This window comes from Monashia sp. HAY1-2A (assembly GCF_056755315.1).
Window position 1 is genome coordinate 1 of the sequence record NZ_JBNDHY010000891.1, and the last position, 229, is coordinate 229.

Genomic DNA, 229 nt, shown 5'->3' on the forward strand with positions numbered 1-229 from the left:
CGCCGGCCTACCCGCGTCTTCACCCGTGAGGAGCTGCTCGACCGAGCCTTCGACCGCGCCGACACCCTCGGCGCCGTCGACACCTACGTCCACCACCTGCGTCGCAAGCTCGGCAAGCGGGTCGTCGAGACCGTCCGCGGTGTTGGCTACCGGCTGGGGCGCTTGTGAGCCGGGGCGCCGGGGAGCGGCCGGCGCGACCGCCCCGCGCCCAGCCGGACCCGGTCGGGCG

1 protein-coding gene is annotated in these 229 nt (G+C 76.4%); it reads left to right on the forward strand.

What is annotated here, in order from left to right; genetic code table 11:
* A partial coding sequence (locus tag ACPYOM_RS24315) for a winged helix-turn-helix domain-containing protein (protein ID WP_481347949.1) occupies nucleotides 1–168 on the forward strand: 168 nt, incomplete at its 5' end.
* Nucleotides 169–229: the final 61 nt, after the last annotated feature.